The sequence below is a fragment of the Candidatus Zixiibacteriota bacterium genome (assembly GCA_022865345.1).
In the GTDB taxonomy this organism is placed as follows: domain Bacteria; phylum Zixibacteria; class MSB-5A5; order MSB-5A5; family RBG-16-43-9; genus RBG-16-43-9.
Genome location: JALHSU010000268.1, coordinates 1 through 3,458 on the forward strand (window position 1 = coordinate 1; position 3,458 = coordinate 3,458).

The 3,458-nt window shown below is 41.8% G+C and carries 3 protein-coding genes; all 3 read left to right on the top strand.

The annotated features are described in order from the left end of the window. The first annotated feature begins 124 nt into the window (after window positions 1-124). Window positions 125-1,333: a hypothetical protein gene (locus tag MUP17_12855; protein ID MCJ7459857.1), complete on the top strand. Its 1,209-nt coding sequence runs from the start codon at window positions 125-127 to the stop codon at window positions 1,331-1,333. A gap of 298 nt (window positions 1,334-1,631) precedes the next feature. Next, window positions 1,632-2,909 carry a nucleotide-binding protein gene (locus MUP17_12860; protein ID MCJ7459858.1) on the top strand — a complete coding sequence of 426 codons (1,278 nt, stop codon included), beginning with the start codon at window positions 1,632-1,634 and terminating at the stop codon, window positions 2,907-2,909. Window positions 2,910-3,123: 214 nt separating this feature from the next. Continuing rightward, a partial coding sequence (locus tag MUP17_12865; GenBank protein MCJ7459859.1) for a class I SAM-dependent methyltransferase occupies window positions 3,124-3,458 on the top strand: 335 nt, incomplete at its 3' end.

Sequence of the window (3,458 nt, forward strand, 5' to 3'; positions counted from 1 at the left end):
AAAAATGCCTTGACTTAAGGGTCTGAGTTCTGTATGGTTATTTTTAGTCCAGAATTGATTAACGCGAAATACTAAGGACATAAATGGATAATGCGCCGCACGATTTAGAAAACGATATTATCTCATGAAAAAAATTCGATATTTGTTCCTTTTGTCAATCGCCTTGCTGATCACTGCTTGGGGATTGTCCGCTCAACCCTCATACAGCCCGGAACTCCAGCCTTATCTCGAGTTCCTCAAATCTCAGAAGATGTCTGCAAAAGAGTATATCCTTAAGCTCTTCGAGAACCACGATATCGTTATCCTGTGTGAACGAGCTCATCCCGACGTCACCCAGTACGAGCTGTTCCTGAGTATTATTGAGGATAGCAGCTTCATCAAGTCCGGGGGGAATATCTTCACCGAAATTGGGGTCAGCACCTTGAATCCGGAGGTCAACAGTTTCTTACACACCCGGGGGTTGTCTGCAGACTCGGTCGATCGCGCAATTCTGAATTTTCATAGGAACTGCTCTTTTTACCCGCTCTGGGAGAAGCAGAACTTCTCTTACTTCCTGCATAGACTGTACCAGCTAAATCAGCGCTTGCCTAGCGAGAACAAGATCAACCTCTACCCTTCGGACATGCCGTTCGACTGGAAAGAGATGGATGAGGCAAGGCTCAAATTATTCTGGGACCACTTAGATACCCGCGACAGCATCATAGCATCGCAGATCATCCGGAAGTTCGACCAGATAAAGAAATCTTCTGCGAAACGGAAAAAGGCTCTGGTCATCATGAACTTCAGGCACGCTTTTAACCGTGACATTGTAAATCTCGCAGGCATCAAACGAAGCAACGTCGGAAGGTTTTTGTTCGAGCGGTATGACGGACGGGTTGCCAATGTCTATTTGAATTTTGTCGCGCTGACAGCAGTTCGCTCGGACAACGATATCAGCTACTCGGCAATTCAGGACGGCAAGTGGGACGCTGCGTTCAAAGCGTTGAAGAAGGAAGATGCGGGCTTTGATTTCAAAGGCTCGCCTTTTGGAAATGACCGCTTCGATCTTGGACCGATCAAAGAGCAGCTCAAATTCGAGGACGTTTTTACCGGTTTCGCTTACTATTTACCGTTGGAGAAACATAAATACGTTTTCGGCATTCCCGGAATAATCGACTCCTCTTTCGCCCACGAACTTCTAAGGCGCTATGCTCTGTTTAACACACTTCCTGGTCAGTCTTCTGGATATTCGCCAGACATCGAGGCACTCAAGAAAGATTTTGATGTGCAACGTGAATTCCAGATGGAAGGACTCGACTCACTGAACGCTCAAATAGATAAATGGTTGCATTAGAAAAGTGATTACAAGCTCTAAGGGGATGTTATCATCCCCGCTGTTCCCTCAGGATGATAACATCCTGAAGGAACAGGGGTAACTCACCACAGGGTTCGCAACCCGACCTACTATTTACTACATCCTTATTGTGCAAAAATGCCTTGACTTGAGAGTCGGAATGCAGTATTAATATTTTTTAGCCAGAGTAGATACAGATGGTATAATTCGGATATGAACGAGTTAGGTGAAGCGACCCTAAAGCTCTTGCCCGAATTCCATCGTGGGTTCGAATCTCAATAAATACTGGGTGTGGTCTATGAAACCAAAAATATTAATTGCATCGTCTGTAGAAAGTTTAACTATTGCATATGCTGTTCAAGAAAATTTAGAGCAAGAAGCTGATATTACCGTGTGGACTCAAGGTGTATTTGATTTGACAAAATCAACGCTTGACAACTTAATAATCTCGATAAATAACTCCGATTATGGAGTATTTATTTTTTCTCCCGATGATGTTACTAAAATTCGCGATAAAACTTATTTAACAATCAGAGATAACGTAATTTTCGAATTGGGCTTATCCATCGGCAAGCTAGGCAAAGATCGTAATTTCATTATTATTCCTAAAAACGTGAAGGATCTTCATATACCAACAGACATATTAGGACTAATACCTGCCACTTTTGATCCGAACAGAGAGGACGGGAACATTCTGGCTGCTTTAGGTCCTGCGTGCAACAAGATACGTAGGGCAATACAATCATCTATGCATCCACTGACTGCTTCAGAATCAATTAGTCCATCAATTATTGATGAAAGTAAGAAGGATGATAAAATAATACTTGAAGTTGAGAATCGGGATCGTTACAATCCTTATAAGCACCTTCCACAAATTCAAGAAACTACAACATCATTTTTTTATGAAAGGATGTGCGATGCCTTCCCCGGCAAAAGAGGCATATCGGCCGTAGAAGATCCCAGAACAGCTATTGATCGTTTGGAAATCTTGCTAAGACCACCTTTGATCTTTCGATCTAGGAGTGATGAAAACGCTATTATCTCACCGATATGGTGGTTACGTGGACACTCAGCTAATGCTATTGAACATTTTAAGAAAATATCCCCGACCAAGTGTTTAATAGATTCCAAAGAACTAGAAATTGATAAAATATATATCTATCGACCAGGAACTTATTTTTATGAATTTGTCTATGTCCTTGCCAAAGCTGAAAAACCAACAGGTGTGTACAATTTATCAGAGACTGACATCGAAAAATGCATTGATGAAATTGGATATGCCTACGAAGAGTATGGCTTATTAAATAATAATCCAATTACAAGATCAGAATATGATGATGGAAGTGCAGAAATAAATGGCGTTATAGTTGATGCTTCAGCTGCGGAATTACGCGTAAGGTTTTTATCCCCATATAATCTTATTATAGCGGCTCAATTTTCTCCGCTTAACTCAAGTGAATTTGATGATAAATCTAAAATAATTCTCAATAACCTATTAAAAGGTAGAGAGACCGTTGATAATTTAGCAAAATTTGTACCATCTTTACCGCGTCATACATGGGATGGAGCGATGTAGTGGATCAAGTTCTACTTTTCGGCATACTTTCCTCAACGCAAATAAATTCCTTGTTATGTAACCACATTTGTCTCGTAGGTCAGGCACCCTGCGTACCTGACAGGAATAATATCAGAGGCACAAGGCTCAAGACCTACAAAGGTGGGTGCAGATGTGACCGACGGGTCCACTGACCTGAAGAGAATTGTTCGCTAGCGTGGGAAAGGAAACGATTATGGACTTCTCCAATACCTATGAAGACGCTAAGTATGCCGAAGCCTATGCTAAATTAGAGTTTCATAACACATATTATTTAGCCTACCGGGATTTACCTGAAATCATATTTGAGCAAGTCAAAGGAAGAAAGGCCATAGATTTCGGGTGCGGCACAGGACGTTCTACCAGATTTCTGCAGAAGCTTGGATTCGATGCGACAGGAATAGACATATCAGAAGATATGATAAAGAAAGCCAGGGAAATCGACCCTGAAGGAGATTATCGTCTGGTCAAAGATGGCAACTTTAGCCAGTTAAAGGAAAATACCTTCGACCTTGTGCTGTCCGCATTCAC

Coding starts and splice junctions, on each gene's coding strand:
- MUP17_12860 (MCJ7459858.1), top strand. CDS start 1,632: ATGAAACCAAAAATATTAATTGCATCGTCTGTAGAAAGTTTAACTATT.
- MUP17_12855 (MCJ7459857.1), top strand. CDS start 125: ATGAAAAAAATTCGATATTTGTTCCTTTTGTCAATCGCCTTGCTGATC.